Source organism: Bradyrhizobium sp. 33ap4 (assembly GCF_032654765.1).
Lineage (GTDB): Bacteria > Pseudomonadota > Alphaproteobacteria > Rhizobiales > Xanthobacteraceae > Bradyrhizobium > Bradyrhizobium australafricanum.
On sequence record NZ_JAUMTJ010000016.1, the window covers coordinates 1 to 18,449 of the forward strand.

The following is an 18,449-nucleotide window of genomic DNA, read 5'->3' on the forward strand; positions in this document are numbered from 1 at the left end:
CATGCAAAGGTGTCCTTGCTGCATCCGGCTCATCAAAGGGCGCGACCCGCCGATCCACTTATGACACAGTAAGACTAAAGCGCGATGAGATTGGGTCGAATCGTCATCGCGCTTTGGCCTCTTGTTTGAGCATGATCTTTTTCGGAAGACCGCTGCGCACTTTTCCGGATGATGCTTTAGGGAACCTCGACGCTTCAGCTGACATGCGAGCTTGCGACAGCCGGGCGGTATACGAACCGTTCATGATCGCACCTTACGCTGCAGCAGGGTTTCGCCCTGAAGCCCTCAGACGGGCGCCGTCATCTGTGTTGACCAGATGGCGGCGCCTTTTTCAGGAGCCAATTGGCTTGCCCCAGAAGTCGAAAAAAGTTGCGACGGCCGCTCAGACTGTTTCTTACTGGTCGGCCGCTTACGTCAGTCTCTGCAATGGCGTGACGGTTTTCGCTGTGACCGGCGGCGTGCTCGGGTTTCTGCTGGTCGCCAAGCACTATCTGTGAACTTCAGCGCTTTCCGAGACTCCTCAGATCGCGCAGAACATGTCGACCATGGCGTCGGCATAGGTCGCGATCTCGGCGGGCGTTCGCGGGCTCTCGGAAAAATCCTTGCCCACCGTACTTAGCGTCGTCGTGATCAGATCGCCCGCCGTCGCGCACCGCGCCGGACGCTTTCGGCAACGCCTCGCGCATGAACGCTTCGACGATGCGCTCGCCGGATGCCCGCGCCTCGCGCGCCTCGGGGGCATCGCGATAGAGCGGCGCGGCATCGCTCAGCGCGACGCGTACCGCGGCTTCCTCGCATTCGGAGCGGATGAAGGCGTGCACCAGCGAACGCAGCCGATCCAATGGCGGCCAAGTCGGCGATCAACATTTCCGACGATGCGCTGCTGAAGGAGATGTTCAAGGATTGGGGGACGTTTCAGACCCGGCTGGCGCAAGCCATCGAGAAGAAGTCGCCAAGCGACGTCAGGCAGACGTTCGAGCCCTGGCTGAAGCGCAACAAGGACTTCATGAAACAGCTGCTCGTCGAAACCCAGGGTAAGGTGGAGAAGCTGCGGCCGCTGGAGGCCCGCTAGAGCACAAGGAGCGCAGATCCGCTTCGGCCGGACCCTGCCGCTCAGATCATCGCAGCGACACGTTCGAGGCCAATCAGGCGCGCCAGCGAACGGACCTCGTTCTTCTGATCCTCGCGGAGCTGGAACAGCAGCGGCATCGCCGCCGACTTCAGCTGCTGGACCTCCTCGGAGTTCGGATCGATCGGCATGCTGCCGGATGCGGGATCGCCCTGGCGCTTGGCGTGGATCTTGCGGGCGACGGCGCGCAATGCGGTCTCGACCGCCGGCCAGTAATATTCCTGCGACGACGACAGCTTCAGCCGGTCCTTGATGCCGGCGATCTGGGCGTCGCTCAGCAGCGCGTAGCTCTTCTGCGGCGCCGGCTTGGCCGCAGCCTTGGGCTTCGGCGGCGCCGGGGCGACCGGCGCGGGTTCGGCGATCTTCGGCTGAGCCGCATCGACGGGGTCGGTGATCTTCGGCAGGCCGACATCGGTCGGCTCGACGGAGGCATAGGCCTGGCGCACCGTGTCAGTCGCGCCCGGAATCGCGGCTTGGGCCCGTAACAAGAGCGGAGACGGATTGGCGGGAGGCTCAATCGGCTGGGGCGCCTCAAACGCGGCCGCGGCAAGCGTCGAGACGGCGAGCTTGTCCTGCTTGCTGGCACGATTGGCGACCGGTCCAATGTCGGCCTGCGCCGCCGGCAGGCTGTCACGGCCCAAAATGGCTGTTACCGCGGCGCCTGCGAGGAGGAAGCATGTCAGCGCGGCGAGGGTGATGGCTCTGGTCAAAAACTACTCCATTGCCGGCCGGTGTCACCGCAAACTGCGCGCGAAATGCGGCGGTAGCGTGCCGTGACGGCGCCAAATAGGTGAAATTGTCCCGAAACGGCCGGAAAATCAGGCCGCGACGTCAAGCTCATAGGCTTCCTGGATGTCGGCGACGATCTCATGCGCCGTCCAGAGCGCGCCGGGCTGGACCGTGTGCATGCTGACCGTCCAGTTGGTGCGGCGGGTGCGCGGCGTGCTGACAATGTCGAATTCGACCTGACGGCACAGCGGATGCCGCTGCAGGGCGTAAAACACCCGGGTCCGGAGCTCGTCGAGCGATGCCGGGGTCTTGGAGAGCGCCTCAAAGGCCATGTCGCATTCCCACAAACTGCCGGGCGACCAGCCGTGGCGACCCGTGACGCTATTGTTGGGACTGGCATGGTTAATGTCGCGTTAAGCGGATGGGCGGGATTTGAGTGCTGCTATTTCGCGAACCAGCGCGCTTTCGTGCACCGGTTGGCGCGAAGGGAACGCGTCAAAGCAGCGACTCTAGAGCCGCACCCGCGCGCTCGCCGCCTCATACTCCGCGATCGTCTGCGCCACGAGTTCGTCGACGCCGAGCACCCCGGTCACCCCGGAGGTGGAATGACCGCCGCTCCAGATATCGCGCCAGCGTTTGGGGCGGCTTTCGCGGGCGCCGATGTCGATGTCCTTGCCGATGTCGATCGCGCCGCGTGCCGGCAGGTCGTCGGGATCGAGACCGGCGGCCTCGATCGAGGGCCGCAGCATGTTGGTCTGCAAGCCGGTGAACGCCGTTGTGAGCAGGATGTCGTCGGCGGTGGAAGAGACCAGCATCTGCTTGTACCTGCCGTCCGCCATGCTCTCGCGCGTCGCGATGAACTTGGTGCCCATATAGGCGAGGTCGCAGCCGAGCGCCTCTGCGGCGCGGAGCGCGTGGCCGTCACTGATGCCGCCGGCAAGCACGATCGGTCCATCGAAGAAGCCACGCACCGCGCGAACGAACACGAATGGATTGAGCCAGCCGGTCTGCCCGCCCGCACCCGCAGTGAGCAGCACGAGCCCGTCGGCGCCGACTGCTGCCGCGCGCTCGGCATGGCGGATCGAGGCGACGTCGGCGAACACCAGCGCGCCGGCATCGTGCAGAGGGCCAAGCACCGGCGCGGGCGAGCCGACCGAGGTGATCACAAGCTCGGGCTTGTGCCGCAGCAGCACGGCGAGATCCTCGGCCAGCCGCGTGTTGGAGCGATGCACGATCAGGTTCGGGCAGATCGGCGCCGCTGCTTTGCCGCTGGCATCGGCATGCGCCTGTAGGCGGCGCGCGATGTCGTCGAGCCAGGCATCGAGCTGTTCCGTCTCACGGCAATTCACCGTCGGAAACGAACCGATCACGCCGTTGCGGCAGGCGGCTACCACCAGCTCGACACCGGAGACCAGGAACATCGGTGCTGCAATCAGCGGCAGCCGGAGGCGATCGCGAAAACGCGCGAGAAGATCGGCGGACAAGTTGTTCCTTCCCATCATCATTGTGTTAGCGTTGCCGCCAACATTGGCACGACAAAAGCCAAAGACAAAGGCGGGAGGGACAACCAGATGAGCAATCCGCTCTATGCATTTCCGGCGGTGTGCGAACAGACCCTGCGGGCGCTGGCGCGCTATCCATCGCGCACCGCCTTCGCATGGCCGGGCGGCTCGCTCACCTATCAGGGCGCGACCGATCTGATCGGACGAATGCAAAGCGTGTTCATGCGGCTCGGCTTTGCGCCCGGCACCCGCGTCGCGCTGCTTACCGCCAACCGCGCCGACAGCTGGTGCGCCGGCGTCGCCGCGCAATTGTCGCGGCTCGCGATTACCTGGCTGCATCCGCTGGGCTCGCTCGACGACCAGCTGTTCCAGATCGAGGATTCCGAAGCGCAGATGCTGATCGTCGACGGCATCACGTTTCGCGATCGCGGCGGCGAGCTCACGGCGAAGGCGCAGGGCCTGAAGACCGTGTTCACGCTCGGCCCGGCGGATTACGGCGCCGACCTGTTGCAGGTGGCCGGGGACGCCGGCAGCGCAAGCGCGAAGAATTTCGCCCGCGCCGACGACATCTCGACCTTGAACTACACCGGCGGCACGACCGGCAAATCCAAGGGCGCGCTGCGCTATCACCGCGAATATGGCGGCTTCGCCGCCGCGATCCTCGCCGATTTCGAGATTCCGGAGACGCCGCGCTACCTCACCGTGGCCCCCATCAGCCATGTCGCGGGCACCAAGGTGCTGCCGACGCTGATGCGCGGCGGCACCGTGCACATGCTGAAAGGGTTCGATCCGGAGGCCGTGTTCACGACCATCGCGCGCGAGAAGATCAACTTCACGCTGTTCGTGCCGACCATGATCTATGTGATGCTGGATCATCCCGCGCTCGACAGGTCCGACCTCTCCTCGCTCGAGCTCCTGCTCTACGGTGCGTCCGCGATGTCGCCGAGCCGGCTGGTCGAGGGTATCGAGCGGATCGGACCGGTGTTCTCCCAGCTTTACGGCCAGACCGAATGCTATCCGGTCTCGGTGCTGCGCAAGGCGGATCATGACCCGAAAACGCCGGACCTGTTCCTGTCCTGCGGCTTCCCGATCGCCGCCTGCCAGGTCAAGATCCTCGATCAGGACGACGAGGAGGTCGCGACCGGCGAGGCCGGCGAGATCTGCGTGCGCGCCACGCATGTGATGGCCGAATACTGGAAACGGCCCGACATCACGGCGGAGACGCTGAAGAGCGGCTGGCTGCACACCGGCGACATCGCGCGCATGGACGAGCGCGGCTACATGTTCATCCTCGACCGCAAGAAGGACATGATCGTCTCCGGCGGCTTCAATATCTTCCCGCGCGAAGTCGAGGATGTCTTGTCGCAACACGCCGACGTCGCGATGGTCGCCGTGGTCGGCGTGCCCGACGACAAATGGGGCGAGGCCGTCACCGCCGTCGTGGTCGCGCGCGAGGGCGCTGTGCCCGACGCCGACGAGCTGATCGGACTGGTGAAGGCGAAGAAGGGCTCGGCGCACGCCCCGAAGCAGATCCAGTTCGTCAAGGAACTGCCGATGACCGGCGTCGGCAAGGTCGACAAGAAGGTGCTGAAGGCGCGCTTCTGGACCGGCCGCGACCGCATGGTGGGGTAGGATGCTCGCACGACGATTGCTGGTCCCGTCATCCTGAGAGGTTGTGACGCTTTTGCTCCGCCGTCATTGCGAGAAGCGAAGCGACGAAGCAATCCATCTCTCCGACCTGCCGGGCTATGGATTGCTTCGCTTCGCTCGCAATGACGCGGATGGAGCTGTGCGCACCGTCACCCTGAGGCGCGAGCGGAGCGAGCCTCGAAGGATGCACGGCCCCGATGTTTCAGCTTGCGCTATCTCTGCTTGCGGCACCAGCCGGGCCGGCGCCCTTCGAGACGCCGCTTCGCGGCTCCTCAGGGTGACGGGGACAGAGTGGAAGGCGTGGCGAGACTGTCGGCGCTGGCGGCAGCAGCTTGCTGACCGGTGCCCTGCCCGAGCAACTGATCGAGTCGGTCGCGCAGCTGATCCTGGTGGTAGGGCTTGGCCAGCCGCGGCAGGTCGACCTGGGTGCCGTCGGGCAGTTCGGCATAGCCGGTGGCGAGCAGCACCAGAAGCTGCGGCCGCACCTTGCGCGCAGCGGCGGCGAGTTCGATGCCGGTCATGCCGGGCATCACGTGATCGGTCATCATCAGGTCGATCTCCTGGTCGCTCCTGAGGATTTCGAGCGCCTGCGGTCCGGAATTGACGCCGATCACGCGGTGACCAAGGTCCTCCAGCATTTCCATGGTGGACATCGCGATCAACGGATCATCGTCAACCAGCAGGATCACCGCCGAGCGCTTGACCGTTTGCGCTGCGGGCGCCGGGCTCTCGACTTCAGGCACCGCCGTTGCAACCGGCAGCACCAGTGCAGCCGTGGTGCCCTTGCCGACCGCGCTCGACAGCTCCAGCTCGCCGCCGAGCTGCACGGCGAGCCCATGCACCATCGACAGGCCGAGCCCGGTGCCCTTGCCCACCGGCTTCGACGAGAAGAACGGCTCGATCGCGCGCTTCAGCACGTCCGGCGACATGCCGGTGCCGCTGTCGATCACCGAGAGCTTCAAATAGTCGCCAGGCTGCAGCGCCGGATCATTCTTCGCCTGCCAGGTCGCGAGGCGGATCTCGATCACGCCGCCATCCGGCATCGCGTCGCGCGCATTGATCGCAAGGTTGAGGACCGCAAGCTCAAGCTGGTTGCTGTCGACGCAGGCGAGCGGCAGCCCCCCGGGAATGTCGAGCCGCAACATGATGCGCGGTCCGAGCGAGCGCTCGAGCAGATTGCTCATATCGCGCACCAGCGCGCCGAGATCGACCGGCACCGCGCGCAGATCCTGCTGCCGCGCGAATGCCAGCAGCCGCTGCGTCAACGACGCGCCGCGCTCGGCGCCCTGCAATGCGCCGTCGACCAGGCGACGCAGGCGTGGGTCCTCGGGCAAGCGCTTGCGCAGCAGATCGAGATTGCCCATCACCGCCATCAGCAGATTGTTGAAGTCGTGCGCGACGCCGCCGGTGAGCTGGCCGATCGCCTCCATCTTCTGGGCATGGCGGAGCTGTTCCTGCGCCCGCTCGCGCGCCGCAACCTCCTTCATCAGGTCGGCGGTGCGCTGCTCGACCCGCTGCTCCAGCGTCGCGGTGAGTTCGGCGAGTGCGGTGCGCTCGGCGGCGAGCTGCGCCAGCAATGCCTCGCGCTCGATCTCCGCGGTCTTGCGTGCGCTGATGTCGGAGCAGACGCCGACCAGCGAGCGGATGCCGCCGTCGGGCCGCCGCACCGCGCGGGCGCGCACGTCAACCCAGTGCTCGGTGCCGTCGGGCCAGATGTTGCGGTATTCGATCTGATAATCCGAGCCGGTGCGCAACGTTTGTTCGACGATCTCGCTCCGGCGCGCGCGGTCGTCGGGATGCACCGCGGCCAGGAGATCCTGATAGGTGAAGGTATCGCCCGGCCTGCGCCCGAAATATGTCTTGCAGGTCGGCGACGCCTCGAGCTCGAAATCCGGCAGATGAAGCTCGAGCGCGCCGAGATGACCGGCATTGAGCGCGGTCTGCAGCAGACCTTCGCTCTCGGTCAGATCCTCGAGGATCTGACGGGTCTGGTATTGGCGGCGGCGGCCGCGCACCGTCGCGGCGACCAGGCTTACCAGCGTGGTCGGATGAAACGGCCGCTCGATGAAGGTGACATTGCCGAGCGCCCGGCCGAGCCGCGCTGCTTCGGGATTGCGCTCGGGTCCCCCCTTCTCGCTGATCAGCACGATAGGAAAGTCCGACCATGACGGCTGCTCGTTCAGCCAGTGCGTCAGGCCGGCGAGATCGGCGGCCCTGATCACCTCGTCGGCAATGATGGCAAGGCCCGCCCCGCTTGCGATCTGGCGTTCGAGCTCGGCGAGATCACCGCAGATGTTGGCGTAATAGCCGGCTTCCTTGATCAGGTGAGCAGTCTTGACGGCGTCCCGCTCGCTCGCGGCGAGGATGACCGCGCGTTCCGAGGACGGACCAGGCTTCATCGCGTCTGTCCCCGCGGCGGCCGGGCGTCGACACCGTCCGGCACATCACACAACCGCCGGACGGCCATGGCCACGATGCCGGCGGCGGGATCAATACGCATCATGGGACCCCCTAACGGGAGCGAAACTCGCACGTGCGCCCAACCGTTCCCGGGAAGCCGAGTTATTTTTGCCGCAGGGGCAGCCGGTTGGCGCGGCTCCCGCACCGCGAATCGGTGAAACAACCCCATGCACAGTACGTGATCGGTCTTCGCCAGCCCCTGAAACGGGGGAAGGTCGGGATTGGGGTCAGCTGATCCCCACCCGCTTTGCTCTGGCGAGCAAAGCCACCTCCCCTTTTTCGAGGGGAGATGGAAGAAGCGCAGCGCGTCCTAGCGCCGCTCGATGACCAGGCTCTGGACCGCCTGGCCGAAATAGCCGCGCTGATCGGCGAGCCGCGACATTGCAAGCCCGGCGCCGTCGGGCCCGATCCAGGACTGGCCGTCGAGCAGGATCCAGTCGCCGACCGGCTCGCGCGCCAGGCTCACCGAGAGATCAGCGTTGATGAAGGTCCATTGGCTGAAATCGAGCGCCGGCGAGGTGCCGTTGGAGAAGTCCGAGGCAACCACTGCCCGCATCGCCTGCGAGACGGCGGCGCCCGCAATCAGCGGGCGGTCGACGCGGAACCATATCGCGCCAGGTCCCGTCACGCCGAAGCGGCCGCGCGCGGCCCGCATCGAGATGCATTTCACGAACGGACTGTTCGCAAGATTGCCCGGCTCGATCATACTTTCGTCGGGGCCCGGCAGATCAACGGCAAGCGGGGCGATGTCAGGCGGCAATTCGGCCGTCTGTTGCTTGATCTTGAGCACGCTGGCCGAAACCACGAGAACGCCGTCGGCAAGCAGCCTGACGCCGCAGAGCTGGATCTTGCGGCCGTCGCGCAAGATCTCGCTCGAGACCGTCAGCGGCGCCACCGGCACCGGGCGCATCAGGTCGATGGTGACGCGCGCGATCCGCATCGGCACCGGCGTCGGAATGGCTTCGGCCGCCCACACCACCAGCGCTGCCGGTGCGGAGCCGTGCTGCATCCGCGGATCCCACGGACCCGCGGCGTCAGGACTGGTGACGACGCGATCGCCGTCGACGCGAAAGATCGGTTCCATCACAGCATGATCCGGCAAAGTGGGACGCGGTTTTCCCCGCGACAAACGCGAAGCGTTTGCGCGTGGATCATGCTGAAATGAAGAGCTGAAGCGCGATGATGATTCATCATGATCTCATCGCGCTTCAGGCAAGCGCCGGATCGACGGCTTCGTCGTACTCCTTCTTGAACCGGCCAATCAGCTCGGCCGCGGGCACCACCTTGGAGATGCTGCCGACGCCCTGGCCGGAGCCCCAGATCTCTTTCCACGCCTTCGGCTTGGCGCGCTCGCCGGATGCATCGGTGCCGAAGCTCATCTTGGAGGGATCGGAGATCGGCAGGTTTTCCGGATCCATGCCGGCCGCGACGATCGACGGCTTCAAATAATTGCCGTGCACGCCGGTGAACAGGTTGGAGTAGACGATGTCCTCGGCGGACGAATTGGTGATCATGTCCTTATAGCCCTCGACCGCGTTTGCCTCCTTGGTCGCGATGAAGGCGGAGCCGATATAGGCGAAGTCGGCGCCGATGATGCGCGCGGCGCGGATGGCGCGGCCGTTGGAAATGGTGCCCGACAGCGCGATCGGCCCGTCGAACCATTGCCGCGTCTCCGCTACGAACGGGAACGGCGACAGCGTGCCGGCATGACCGCCGGCGCCGGCCGCAACCAGGATCAGGCCGTCGGCGCCCTTCTCGATCGCCTTGTGCGCGAACTTCTGGTTGATCACGTCGTGGAAGACGATGCCGCCCCAGCCGTGGACGGCCTGGTTGAGCTCCTCGCGCGCGCCGAGCGAGGAGATGATCATCGGCACCTTGTGCTTCTCGCAAAGCGCCATGTCGTGATCGAGCCGGTTGTTCGACTTGTGCACGATCTGATTCACCGCGAACGGCGCCGACGGCCGTTCCGGATGCGCCTTGTCATAGGCGGCGAGCTCTTCCTTGATCCGGTACAGCCATTCGTCGAGCAACTCCGGCGGCCGCGCGTTCAACGCCGGAAACGAGCCGACCACACCGGCCTTGCACTGCGCGATAACGAGGTCGGGCACGGAGATGATGAACAGCGGCGCCCCGATCACGGGAAGAGACAGGCGGCCCTTGAACAGAGCAGGCATGGACATTTGAAGCGGATCCTCAAGCGTTGGTCGTTGGTTGATCTCGAATGCTGACCGTCATACCAACAAGGCAATCTTTCCAGTGTCAAGTATTGCGTTTTGGCGCTGCAAAAAAGATGACAAATCCTCATCCTGAAACCGTGTTTTCGCGGGCGCCTGGCATCCCAGACGCAAAGCCTGCCGCCGCTATTGGCAGACGGCCCGTGTCACGAAATTTTCCGTCCTGCAGTCGTTCGGGCCGCGCTCAGCACAATGCGTGCCTTTGCGCGCGTAAGCCTGACGAGCGTGAGCCCGGCAGGATCGAGCAGGTCCGCGATTCCATCAACCATCGTGCTGAGCGTAACCCGAAGCCACGCGCAGGCAAAGCCGCAAGCGGTCGGTCGCTAGATCAGCTTGAATGCGACAACAAAGCCCAGCACCAGCACGATGGCGCCGATCGCGACCCACAGGCCGAGCCGCTTCTCGAGCTCGGCGCGGATGAAATCGCCATAGCGGTTGAGCAGCACCGCGACGAAGAAGAAGCGGCCGCCGCGCGCGACGATCGAGCAAAGAATGAACAGCCAGATGTTGTAGCCGGCAAAGCCCGAGGTGATCGTCACGAGCTTGTAGGGGATCGGCGTCAGTCCCTTCAGCAGGATGATCACGGCGCCCCATTCGGCGTAGGAGGCGCGGAACGCGTCGACCTTGTCGGAGAGACCGTAGAGATGGATGAGCCACTGCCCGAGCGAGTCGTAGAGCAGTGCGCCGATCGCGTAACCGAGCACGCCGCCGGCAACCGACGCCACCGTGCAGACCGCGGCGAACCACCACGCCCGCTTCGGCCGCGCCAGCGACATCGGCAGCAGCATGATGTCGGGAGGGATCGGGAAGAAGGAGCTCTCGGCGAAGGCGACGGCCGCGAGAATCCACAGCGCATAGGGCTTGTCGGCCGCCTCGACGCACCAGTCGTAAGTCCGTTTCAACATGGGCGCGATGAACCATCATGGAGCGGATTTGTCCATGCCGGGATTGAGCTGAATCTGGTTGATTTACGGCTACCGTTTGCGCAGCCGGTTCTCCAGCGCGACAATTCGGCGCCGAACCACCGGGACCGGCCCCGGTTTGGGCAGCTTGACCGGCGACTTCGGCAGCTTCTCGGCGATCCCGAGCAGCCGCTCGCGCCGCTCCATCTCGCGCCAGACATCCTCCGGCTTCACGCCGGTCGACGCCCAGAGAACGGCGAGATTGTAGAACAGGTCGGCGCTTTCGCGAATGACGGCATCCGACTTGCCGCTGACGGCGTCGATCACCACTTCGATCGCTTCCTCGGCGAGCTTCTTGGCCATCTTGGCCGGGCCGCGCTGGAACAGCCGTGCCGTGCGCGACGTAGCCGGATCAAGATCCTTGGCCGCGATCACCGCCTGGTAAAGCCGCTCGATCGAATCACTCATGCTTCGAGCCTAATCGAAACGCGTCGCCAGCGTGTTAACGGCGACAACGAAAAAATCCACCGGCCCGCGGCCGGTGGATTGGATGCTTTGTGACAGTTCTGAGAACCGCCGACGGCCGTCAGTACGGCTGATACGGCAGTTGCGAGCGGCGCCCGTAATAGCCGCGGTAACCATAGTACGGTCCGCCGCCGTAATAGACCGGGCCGCCACCATAGTAGACGGGACCACCGTAGTAGCCCGGGCCACCATAGTAGCCGTAGGAGTCGTAATAGTCGCGACGGCTCTGGGCTGCGGCGATCGCGAGGCCCGTGCCGACGATCCCGGCGAACGCAGCCGCAGCCGCTGCGCCACCGCCGCCATAGTAGCGACGGCGGGCACTGATGTCGGTCGCGCCGCTCGTGCCTTGTGACGTCGTCACAGCGGTCGCCTTGCCTGCCGAAGCGGAGCCTGCGAACGCCATCGTCGGCTCGACGGCCGTCAACGTCACTGCAGCAACCGTTGCCAATGTGGCTGCGCGGCCAATGGACGAAAAAACACCTTTTCGCGCAAACATTGCAGTCATCCTTTGTGGAAGCCGGCCCGACGGGCCTTGGTTAGCTAACCCACTGCCTCCAGATTAGGTTCCCCAAACCGAATGCAAGCTGAACGACCTGAGGTGAAAACATGGCAAGCCGAAGCCTGGCAGTCATCGACCGTTCACCTTGCCTGGGGCAAAATGCCTGTAAATAACGCTTGAAATTGACGCTTGCTCTGGCGCATTCGATGTCATGAAGCAGGCGCGCCGGCGCGGCACTTTGTCTCGCCTCCCGGATGTCATGATGCAGGTAAGTCGGACCACCGTTCTCCGCTGGATGCTGGCCGGCATGATCGGCCTCGCAGGAGGCGTGTGGCCAGCGCTGACGCCGCTGCGCGCCAGCGATCCGCCGCCGCCGCTCACCATCCAGTTCACGCTCGACCGTCCGCTTGATGCCGCGGCCGCGCCCTTCGTGATGGCGTTATCCGGCGGCCTGTTCAGCGCCGAGGGCCTCAGCGTCGGCACCAACGTCGCGACCAGCTCGGCGGATGCCATCGCGCGCGTCGCCGACGGCTCGAGCGATTTCGCCCTCGTCGACATCAACTCGCTGATCCGCTTTCGCGACGAGCCCGGTGCTGCGCCCGTCAAGGCGGTGTTCGTGCTGTTCAACCAGGCGCCTTATGCGATCATCGCGCGCAAGAGCCGCGGCATCAGGACGCTGACCGACATGCAGGGCAAGAGCCTCGGCGTCGCCGAGGGCGACCTCTCGATCCGGCTATGGCCCGCGGTCGCGAAGCAGAACGGCATCAAGCTGTCGAGCGTGAAGCAGAGCACGATCAGCGCCGCGGTGCGCGAGCCGATGCTCTCCGCCGGCCAGGTCGATGCCGTCACCGGCTTCTCCTATCTCTCGGCGATCAATTTGCGCGATCGCGGCGTGCCCGCCGACGATCTCGCGGTGCTGCGCTTCGCCGACTATGGCTGCGAGGCCTACGGCTTTGCCGTGATCGTCAGCCCGCGCCTTGCCGCCGCGAAGCCGGATGCGGTGAAAGGATTCGTGCGCGCGGCAATCCGCGGCACCAACCTCGCGATCAAGGATCCGGCCCGCGCCGCCGGCGAGGTCGCGAGCCGCATGGATGGCGGCTCGCGCGATCTGGAGCTGGAGCGGCTGAACGCCATCATCCGCGACAACATCCTGACCAGCGAGGTAAAGCGCGACGGCATCGGCGGCATCGAAGCGGAGCGCTTCGAGCGCTCGGTCGACCAGCTCGCGGAGGACTTCAAATTCCAGAAGCGGCCGCACGCCGCCGACATCTTCGACGAGGCTTTCCTGCCGCCGATCGACGGCCGGCTGGTGAATTGACGGCTCCGCTCTGCTCGTCATGCCCGGGCTTGACCCGGGCATCCACGTCTTCGATGACCGCCTGCAAGAAAGGCGTGGATGGCCGGGTCAAGCCCGGCCATGACGGAGTGCGATGCACCGCTGGCCCTGCATCGCGAACCCTGATTAAATTGCATTCTCGCCTGATCGGGCGCCCACCGCTGACGAGTGCCGCCGGCATGTCCATGCTTCGCCTCTATACCCGCGTCCTCGAACTGCTCGGCAAGGAGGCGCGGCTCGGCTGGATCCTGGCCATCGCCAACGTGCTACTCGCCGGCGCGCAATTCGCCGAGCCGGTGCTGTTCGGCAAGATCGTCGACGTGCTGTCGGGCCGGCCGGTCACCGGGCTGTTCGCGACCTCCTCGGCATGGCCGCTGCTCGTCGCCTGGGCGGTGTTCGGCCTGTTCACGATCGGCTGCAGCGCGATCGTGGCGCTGCAGGCCGACCGGCTGGCGCACCGCCAGCGCCAGGCGGTGCTGACCGATTATTTCGAGCACATCCTGCAGCTGCCGCTGACCTTCCATTCCGGCACCCATTCCGGGCGGCTGATGAAGGTGATGCTGAACGGCACCGACGCCCTGTGGCGGCTCTGGCTCGGCTTCTTCCGCGAGCATTTCGCCGCGATCATGTCGCTGATCGTGCTGCTACCGCTTTCGCTCTACATCAACTGGCGGCTGGCGATCCTGCTGTTCGGGCTCTGCGTCGTGTTCACCGTGCTGACCACGCTGGTGGTGCGCAAGACCTACGGCATGCAGAGCGAGGTCGAGGCCTATTACAGCGACCTCTCGGCACGCGCCTCGGACGCGCTCGGCAATGTCGCGCTGGTGCAGAGCTTCGTGCGGATCGATTCCGAGGTGCAGGGCCTGCGCTACGTCGCCGACAAGCTGCTCGCGGTGCAGATGCCGGTGCTGTCATGGTGGGCGCTGGTCACCGTGATCACACGCGCCTCGACCACGATCACGGTGCTCGCGATCTTCACCGTCGGCATCGCGCTGCATAACCAGGACCTCACCACGGTCGGCGAGATCGTGATGTTCGTCTCGTTCGCCACCATGCTGATCCAGAAGCTCGAGCAGGTGGTCAGCTTCATCAACAACGTGTTCATGGAAGCGCCGCGCCTGCAGGAGTTCTTCGACGTGCTCGACGCGGTGCCGGCGGTGCGCGACCGGCCCGGCGCGGTCGATCCCGGACGGCTGTCCGGCCTCGTCGAGTTCGACGACGTCTCGTTCTCCTATGACGGCAAGCGGCCGGCGATCGAGGATCTCAGCTTCACCGCTCTGCCGGGCCAGACCATCGCGCTGGTCGGCTCGACCGGCGCCGGCAAGTCCACCGCGATCGCGCTGCTGCATCGCGCGTTCGATCCGCAATCGGGCATCATCAGGATCGACGGTATGGACATACGCGCGCTGAAGCTGACGGCGCTGCGGCGAAACATCGGCGTGGTGTTCCAGGAGGCGCTGCTGTTCAACCGCTCGCTCGCCGACAATCTGCGCGTCGGCAAGCCCGACGCCACCGACGAGGAGCTGCGCACCGCCGCGGCGCGCGCGCAGGCGCTGGATTTCATCGAGCGCAGCGAAAAGAAGTTCGATACCCATGCCGGCGAACGCGGCCGCATGCTGTCCGGCGGCGAACGCCAGCGGCTGTCGATCGCGCGTGCGCTGCTGAAGGATCCGCCGATCCTGATCCTCGACGAGGCCACCAGCGCCCTCGACGCCGTCACCGAGGCCAAGGTGAATGCCGCTCTCGACGAAGTGATGAAGGGCCGTACCACCTTCGTGATCGCGCACCGCCTGTCCACCATCCGCCACGCCACCCGCATCCTGCTGTTCGACCAGGGACGGGTGATCGAAAGCGGAACTTTCGATGAACTGGTGGCGAAAGGCGGGCGTTTTGCCGAGCTGGCGCGGGCCCAGTTCATGGTCCAGGAACAGGCGCGCGCCGGCATCGAGACACCATAATTCCCGCCTTTCCAATTGAGGCGGCTGCCGAAATTCAGCCGATTTCGTCCACGATATAATTCCCCGGCCTCTGTTCTCTGCGGGCAAGCCGGTATAGGGTTTGCATCGCCGCAATGCGGCGCCGGACACGCTTGAAACCCGTACGTCACAATCGCAAGACCTCCTTTTTTCAAGGCGGGTCTCAAAGGACCGGAACCGGATTCGTGCACCTTCCTCGCCCGTCATTGAAATGGATTCTGGCCGTCGCGATGCTCGCCATCGCCTCGCCGCAAATGGCGCAAGCCGAGGCACTGCTGGTTGTCGAGGCCGATTCCGGCAAGGTGCTGCAGGCCGACAATGCGACGATGCCGTGGTACCCGGCTTCGCTCAGCAAGATGATGACGGCCTATGTGACGCTGAAGGCGGTCAAGGACGGCCGCGTCTCGCTCGACACGCTGCTCACGGTGTCGCCGACCGCGTCGTCGCAGTCGCCCTCGAAGATGGGCTTCCGGCCCGGCACCCAGGTCACCGTCGACAACGCGCTGAAGATGATGCTGGTGAAGTCGGCCAACGACATGGCCGTGGTGCTGGCCGAGGGCATCGGCGGTTCGATCGACGGCTTTGCCGGGATGATGAACCAGACCGCGCAAAGGCTCGGCATGACGCAAACGAGCTACGTCAATCCGAACGGCCTGCCCGCCGACGGCCAGATCACCTCGGCGCGCGACATGGCGATCCTCGCCCGCGCCATCATCCGCGACCTGCCGGAATACGAGTATTTCGTCCACATCCCGTCGATCCGCTTCGGCCGCCGCATCACCCAGAACTTCAACAAGCTGATCGGCCGCTATCCCGGCGCCGACGGCTTCAAGACCGGCTTCATCTGCGCCTCCGGCTATAATCTCGTGGCGTCGGCGACGCGCGACGGCAAGCGGCTGATCGCCGTGGTGCTCGGCGCCTCCTCGGGCCGCATGCGCGCGATCCGCGCCGCGCAGCTCCTGGACCGCGGCTTTGCCAACAATGGGATGGCGTGGCTGCGGCCCTCGCTCGGCACCGTCGACAATCTGGTGCCGATTGATTCCACGCCGCCGAACCTGCGCGAGGAAATGTGCGGTCCTAAGCACAAGCGGCCCGCCAGCGACGAGGACGCAGAAGACACCGTCGCCAGCGCCGGAAGCTCCAGCACCAATGGCGACGGCGGCGTCAGCTTCTTCGCCTCGGGCCTGCAGGCTGCGATGCCGACCAAGCCGGCCGACATGCTGGCGCAGCCGGCCGCGGCCTCCGAGCCGGTCGTGGTTTATACGGGGCCGACCAAGACCGGTGCTGCGTTGATCGCCGCGGTCGAGGCCGACACCGAGAAGATGCAGCCGGTCAAGCGCGCCAAGGGCAAGCACAGCCGCGTCGCGGGCAAGAAGCCCGATGCGGCCGATGACGCGAAGGCCGACACCAAGGGTGCCTCCAAGTCGGACAGCAAGCCGGCGGCGGCCAAGCCCGCGCGTCACGCCAACGCCAAGCCGGATGCCGCAGCTGCGAAGACGGCCGCGGCGGACAAGCCCGCCGCCGCAAAGCCGGCCGGCAAGCCGGCGGCGGCAAAGCCGGCCGCCAAGCCCAAGACTGCGGCCGACAAACCCAAGGCTGCCGACAAGCCGAAAGCCGACGCCAAGCCGGCCGGCTAGCACAGCGCCCGCCCGTCATTTCCGACCGTCATTTTCTCCAATGCGTCGATAACGCGCAGCGGCTTGCCATTGGCCGCGGCATCGCTCAATACTGACTGAAATAACGCGGCCAAAAGTCGGAAAACCCGGAAGCAATCCGGGACATCAGCCAAATTTGAGAGAGGGGATTGACCATCATGGAGCGCATCTGGCTCAAGCATTATCCGGCCGGCGTGCCCGCGGATATCGACGTCACGCAATATTCGTCGCTGGTCGAATTGCTGGAAGAAAGCTTCAAGAAATTCGCCGATCGCAAGGCGTTCATCTGCATGGACAAGGCGATCACCTATCGCGAGCTCGACGGGATGTCGACGGCGCTCGGCGCCTACCTGCAGAGCAAGGGCCTGCAGAAGGGCGCGCGGGTCGCGCTGATGATGCCGAACGTGCTGCAATATCCGATCGCGACCGCCGCCGTGCTCCGCGCCGGCTTTGCCGTGGTCAACGTCAATCCGCTCTACACCCCGCGCGAACTCGAGCACCAGCTCAAGGATTCCGGCGCCGAGGCGATCATCGTGCTGGAGAACTTTGCCACCACCGTGCAGAAGGTGCTTCCCAATACCGCGGTCAAGCACGTGATCGTCGGCAGCATGGGCGACCTGCTCGGCCTCAAGGGCGTGATCGTCAATCTGGTGGTGCGCCGGGTGAAGAAGATGGTGCCGGCCTGGTCGATCCCCGGCGCCGTCGGCTTCAACGAGGCGCTGTCGGCCGGCCGCGCCGCCAAGCTCAACAAACCGACGCTGACGCTCGATGACGTCGCCTTCCTGCAATATACCGGCGGCACCACCGGCGTCTCCAAGGGCGCGACCCTGCTCCACCGCAACATCCTGGCCAACGTGTTGCAGAACGACGCCTGGCTGCAGCCGGCGCTGGCGAAGCCGCCGATCGTCGAACAGATGGTCATCGTCTGCGCGCTGCCGCTCTATCACGTCTTCGCGCTCACCGCCTGCTATCTGCTGGGCATGCGGGCCGGCGGCACCAATCTGCTGATTCCGAATCCGCGCGACATGGCGGGCTTCGTCAAGGAGCTGTCGAAGTACCAGGTCAGCTTCTTCCCGGCGGTCAACACCCTCTACAATGGCCTGCTGAACACGCCCGGATTCGACAAGCTCGACTTCTCCAAGCTGAAGATCGCCAACGGCGGCGGCATGGCGACGCAAAGGCCGGTCGCCGAGAAATGGTTGAAGGTCACGGGCATCTCGTTGTCGGAAGGCTATGGCCTGTCGGAGACGTCGCCGACCCTGACGTGCAATCCTGCCACGATCGAGGAGTTCTCCGGGACGATCGGCCTTCCCGTCCCCTCGACCTGGCTCTCGATCCGCGACGATGACGGCAATGAGTTGCCGATCGGCGAGGCCGGCGAAATCTGCGCCAAGGGCCCGCAGGTGATGGCGGGCTACTGGAACATGCCGGACGAGACCGCGCGCGTGATGACGGCGGACGGTTATTTCCGCACCGGCGACATCGGCGTGATGGACGAGAAGGGCTACACTAAGATCGTCGATCGCAAGAAGGACATGATCCTGGTCTCCGGCTTCAACGTCTATCCGAACGAGATCGAGGAAGTGATCGCAAGCCACCCGGGCGTGCTCGAATGCGCCGTGATCGGCGTGCCCGACGCGAAGTCCGGCGAAGCGGTGAAGGCCTTCGTGGTCAAGAAGGACCCGAACATCACCGCCGAGGACATCATCAAGTTCAGCGCCACCCAGCTCACCGCCTACAAGGTGCCGAAGCAGATCGAGTTCAGGACCGACCTGCCGAAGACCAATGTCGGCAAGATCCTGCGCCGCGAGTTGCGCGACGAGAAGAAGGCCGCGGCCTAAGGCCTGAGTGG

The 18,449-nt window shown here is 65.2% G+C and carries 16 protein-coding genes and 1 pseudogene; 7 read left to right on the plus strand and 10 right to left on the minus strand.

The features are described 5' to 3' along the window. On the plus strand, nt 1–497 hold a 497-nt coding region (locus tag Q2M23_RS14110), incomplete at its 5' end, for a hypothetical protein (RefSeq protein ID WP_316395914.1). A gap of 23 nt (nt 498–520) precedes the next feature. On the opposite strand, the pseudogene Q2M23_RS14115 reads toward Q2M23_RS14110, so the two are convergent. Continuing rightward, nucleotides 521–848: pseudogene (locus Q2M23_RS14115) on the minus strand (TetR/AcrR family transcriptional regulator); the annotation flags it as partial. Here Q2M23_RS14115 and Q2M23_RS14120 point away from each other — a divergent pair. Further along, nucleotides 842–1,072, plus strand: a complete 231-nt coding sequence (locus Q2M23_RS14120; RefSeq protein ID WP_316395915.1) for a hypothetical protein — start codon at nt 842–844, stop codon at nt 1,070–1,072. The pseudogene Q2M23_RS14115 and the gene Q2M23_RS14120 sit on opposite strands and share 7 nt — an antisense overlap. Nucleotides 1,073–1,113: 41 nt before the next feature. On the opposite strand, the gene Q2M23_RS14125 is transcribed toward Q2M23_RS14120, so the two are convergent. The 3 genes from Q2M23_RS14125 to Q2M23_RS14135 all read right to left on the minus strand — a co-directional run bounded on the left by Q2M23_RS14125 (nt 1,114) and on the right by Q2M23_RS14135 (nt 3,363). After that, nucleotides 1,114–1,839 (minus strand): hypothetical protein, encoded by a 726-nt coding sequence (locus Q2M23_RS14125; protein WP_316395917.1) that lies wholly within the window; start codon nt 1,837–1,839, stop codon nt 1,114–1,116. A 108-nt stretch (nt 1,840–1,947) separates the two neighbouring features. After that, nucleotides 1,948–2,190: a hypothetical protein gene (locus Q2M23_RS14130; RefSeq protein WP_076825188.1), complete on the minus strand. Its 243-nt coding sequence runs from the start codon at nt 2,188–2,190 to the stop codon at nt 1,948–1,950. A gap of 177 nt (nt 2,191–2,367) precedes the next feature. After that, nucleotides 2,368–3,363, minus strand: coding sequence for an NAD(P)H-dependent flavin oxidoreductase (locus tag Q2M23_RS14135; RefSeq protein WP_410469725.1), 996 nt, complete (start codon nt 3,361–3,363; stop codon nt 2,368–2,370). A 66-nt stretch (nt 3,364–3,429) separates the two neighbouring features. Between Q2M23_RS14135 and Q2M23_RS14140 the strand changes: the two genes are divergently transcribed. Next, entirely contained in the window at nt 3,430–4,992 is a 1,563-nt protein-coding gene (locus Q2M23_RS14140) for an AMP-binding protein (RefSeq protein WP_057016394.1), read from the plus strand. 290 nt (nt 4,993–5,282) lie between these two features. Here the strand turns inward: Q2M23_RS14140 and Q2M23_RS14145 are convergent, their stop codons facing one another. From Q2M23_RS14145 to Q2M23_RS14170, 6 genes are all read right to left on the minus strand, one after another. Next, nucleotides 5,283–7,409: an ATP-binding protein gene (locus Q2M23_RS14145; protein ID WP_316395919.1), complete on the minus strand. Its 2,127-nt coding sequence runs from the start codon at nt 7,407–7,409 to the stop codon at nt 5,283–5,285. A gap of 371 nt (nt 7,410–7,780) precedes the next feature. Beyond that, a complete protein-coding gene (locus Q2M23_RS14150; protein ID WP_316395920.1) occupies nt 7,781–8,554 on the minus strand; it encodes a thioesterase family protein in 774 nt (257 codons plus the stop codon). A 124-nt stretch (nt 8,555–8,678) separates the two neighbouring features. Further along, on the minus strand, nt 8,679–9,650 hold the full coding sequence (locus tag Q2M23_RS14155; protein ID WP_057016396.1) for an NAD(P)H-dependent flavin oxidoreductase: 972 nt from the start codon (nt 9,648–9,650) through the stop codon (nt 8,679–8,681). A 377-nt stretch (nt 9,651–10,027) separates the two neighbouring features. After that, the gene (locus tag Q2M23_RS14160) at nt 10,028–10,609 is read right to left on the minus strand and encodes a YqaA family protein (RefSeq protein WP_028334775.1); all 582 of its coding nucleotides are present in this window, start codon (nt 10,607–10,609) and stop codon (nt 10,028–10,030) included. A gap of 69 nt (nt 10,610–10,678) precedes the next feature. Then, nucleotides 10,679–11,074 carry a phosphoribosyl-ATP diphosphatase gene (hisE, locus tag Q2M23_RS14165; RefSeq protein ID WP_316395921.1) on the minus strand — a complete coding sequence of 132 codons (396 nt, stop codon included), beginning with the start codon at nt 11,072–11,074 and terminating at the stop codon, nt 10,679–10,681. 118 nt (nt 11,075–11,192) lie between these two features. After that, complete coding sequence (locus tag Q2M23_RS14170; protein ID WP_229190265.1) at nt 11,193–11,627, minus strand: hypothetical protein; 435 nt, start codon at nt 11,625–11,627, stop codon at nt 11,193–11,195. A gap of 265 nt (nt 11,628–11,892) precedes the next feature. On the opposite strand from Q2M23_RS14170, the gene Q2M23_RS14175 reads away from it, so the two are divergent. From Q2M23_RS14175 to Q2M23_RS14190, 4 genes are all read left to right on the plus strand, one after another. After that, nucleotides 11,893–12,948 (plus strand): ABC transporter substrate-binding protein, encoded by a 1,056-nt coding sequence (locus Q2M23_RS14175; protein WP_057016434.1) that lies wholly within the window; start codon nt 11,893–11,895, stop codon nt 12,946–12,948. Nucleotides 12,949–13,145: 197 nt separating this feature from the next. Then, nucleotides 13,146–14,924, plus strand: a complete 1,779-nt coding sequence (locus tag Q2M23_RS14180) for a glucan ABC transporter ATP-binding protein/ permease (protein ID WP_316395922.1) — start codon at nt 13,146–13,148, stop codon at nt 14,922–14,924. 203 nt (nt 14,925–15,127) lie between these two features. Continuing rightward, nucleotides 15,128–16,579, plus strand: a complete 1,452-nt coding sequence (locus Q2M23_RS14185; protein WP_410469726.1) for a D-alanyl-D-alanine carboxypeptidase family protein — start codon at nt 15,128–15,130, stop codon at nt 16,577–16,579. Nucleotides 16,580–16,755: 176 nt separating this feature from the next. Continuing rightward, the gene (locus tag Q2M23_RS14190) at nt 16,756–18,438 is read left to right on the plus strand and encodes a long-chain fatty acid--CoA ligase (protein WP_316395923.1); all 1,683 of its coding nucleotides are present in this window, start codon (nt 16,756–16,758) and stop codon (nt 18,436–18,438) included. Nucleotides 18,439–18,449: the final 11 nt, after the last annotated feature.

What these genes read in the sequence shown, in the direction of transcription:
- Q2M23_RS14120 (WP_316395915.1), top strand. Translation starts at nt 842, where the DNA reads ATGGCGGCCAAGTCGGCGATCAACATTTCCGACGATGCGCTGCTGAAG.
- Q2M23_RS14130 (WP_076825188.1), bottom strand. Translation starts at nt 2,190, where the DNA reads ATGGCCTTTGAGGCGCTCTCCAAGACCCCGGCATCGCTCGACGAGCTC.
- Q2M23_RS14135 (WP_410469725.1), bottom strand. Translation starts at nt 3,363, where the DNA reads ATGATGATGGGAAGGAACAACTTGTCCGCCGATCTTCTCGCGCGTTTT.
- Q2M23_RS14140 (WP_057016394.1), top strand. Translation starts at nt 3,430, where the DNA reads ATGAGCAATCCGCTCTATGCATTTCCGGCGGTGTGCGAACAGACCCTG.
- Q2M23_RS14145 (WP_316395919.1), bottom strand. Translation starts at nt 7,409, where the DNA reads ATGAAGCCTGGTCCGTCCTCGGAACGCGCGGTCATCCTCGCCGCGAGC.
- Q2M23_RS14150 (WP_316395920.1), bottom strand. Translation starts at nt 8,554, where the DNA reads ATGGAACCGATCTTTCGCGTCGACGGCGATCGCGTCGTCACCAGTCCT.
- Q2M23_RS14155 (WP_057016396.1), bottom strand. Translation starts at nt 9,650, where the DNA reads ATGTCCATGCCTGCTCTGTTCAAGGGCCGCCTGTCTCTTCCCGTGATC.
- Q2M23_RS14160 (WP_028334775.1), bottom strand. Translation starts at nt 10,609, where the DNA reads ATGTTGAAACGGACTTACGACTGGTGCGTCGAGGCGGCCGACAAGCCC.
- hisE (WP_316395921.1), bottom strand. Translation starts at nt 11,074, where the DNA reads ATGAGTGATTCGATCGAGCGGCTTTACCAGGCGGTGATCGCGGCCAAG.
- Q2M23_RS14170 (WP_229190265.1), bottom strand. Translation starts at nt 11,627, where the DNA reads ATGTTTGCGCGAAAAGGTGTTTTTTCGTCCATTGGCCGCGCAGCCACA.
- Q2M23_RS14175 (WP_057016434.1), top strand. Translation starts at nt 11,893, where the DNA reads ATGCAGGTAAGTCGGACCACCGTTCTCCGCTGGATGCTGGCCGGCATG.
- Q2M23_RS14180 (WP_316395922.1), top strand. Translation starts at nt 13,146, where the DNA reads ATGTCCATGCTTCGCCTCTATACCCGCGTCCTCGAACTGCTCGGCAAG.
- Q2M23_RS14190 (WP_316395923.1), top strand. Translation starts at nt 16,756, where the DNA reads ATGGAGCGCATCTGGCTCAAGCATTATCCGGCCGGCGTGCCCGCGGAT.